Annotated in this window: 1 protein-coding gene; it reads right to left on the bottom strand. The window is 55.0% G+C overall.

Features of this window, described 5'->3' with window-relative positions; translation table 11 throughout:
* A partial coding sequence (locus tag NW820_RS12790; protein ID WP_414407691.1) for an RNA-guided endonuclease TnpB family protein occupies positions 1-821 on the bottom strand: 821 nt, incomplete at its 3' end.
* Positions 822-931: the final 110 nt, after the last annotated feature.

Here is a 931-nt window from a genome sequence, read left to right as displayed (position 1 = left end):
ACAAACATCCTGAGCTGGTAGAACGCCCAGTTGTTAGTCCTGCGCCGCTCAGCCTTACTTCGAGACTTCTGATTCAGGCAATCTCTGATGCCTGTCAAGTCTTCAAAAGCCAGTGCCGCACCAATAGCCTGGGCATCCCTGACCAAGGTTTTGCTGATGTTATGGTTCAGCCATGTCTGGTAGCGCCGTTCTCTCCCAGAGAGCCTTCTCAGCAGCCTCCTAGAGCTGCGAGTGCGTTTGGATTGAACCTTGGCGCGTACACGGCTGAACCGGTCACGGACGGCCTGGATGTGCTCTCCACTCCAAGAGCGTCCGTTGCTAGCGGTGGCGATATCCCGCCTGCCCAAGTCAACTCCGATTACCTTGGGAGTTTTGCCAGTCGGGGGAGTGTCCAGCTCAACAGCAATGTTGATGTAGTAGTCCCCTTGCTTGGTCTTGGACAGGGTTGCACTTGTTGGCTCCTGGCCTCTCAGAAGCGCTATCTGGTAACCACCGATCTTGAGCTTGAGCCAAACCCGTCCGCTCATCAGGGTCACGCCCACGGCTTGGTCGGACTCTCGGTACTTAAAAGTACGAGCGTCCAAAGTCAGACTGGTGGGGCGGAACTTGTGGACTTGCTTCACCGCCTTGGCATTGCTAATCACCCGACGGAGCGCCTGACAGACGTGGTTGGCCTTCAGCCCCGTTGCTGCCCTTACCGGCCGATAGACCAAGTGGTGCAGCTTGGCGGTGTTCCAGCAGTTCTTTTGTTTGGCGGTGTCGAGAATCTGGTTGCAAGCATTCGCAAAGCCCTGCAAAGTGCGGTCAATTTCTTGACGCAACTCTTGTGGGACTATCAGCTTGCAACGTACAGAGATAGTCTGGCTCATGGGCTTATTGTAGTTCATCCAGACTTTTGACCAGCAAACCTATATGGAGGAGGGCTTTCCTC

The organism is Synechococcus sp. R55.7, assembly GCF_047461955.1.
In the GTDB taxonomy this organism is placed as follows: Bacteria; Cyanobacteriota; Cyanobacteriia; order Thermostichales; family Thermostichaceae; genus Thermostichus.
The sequence above is the reverse complement of the archived record's forward strand: the minus strand, read 5'-3'. Positions and strand labels throughout refer to the sequence as shown.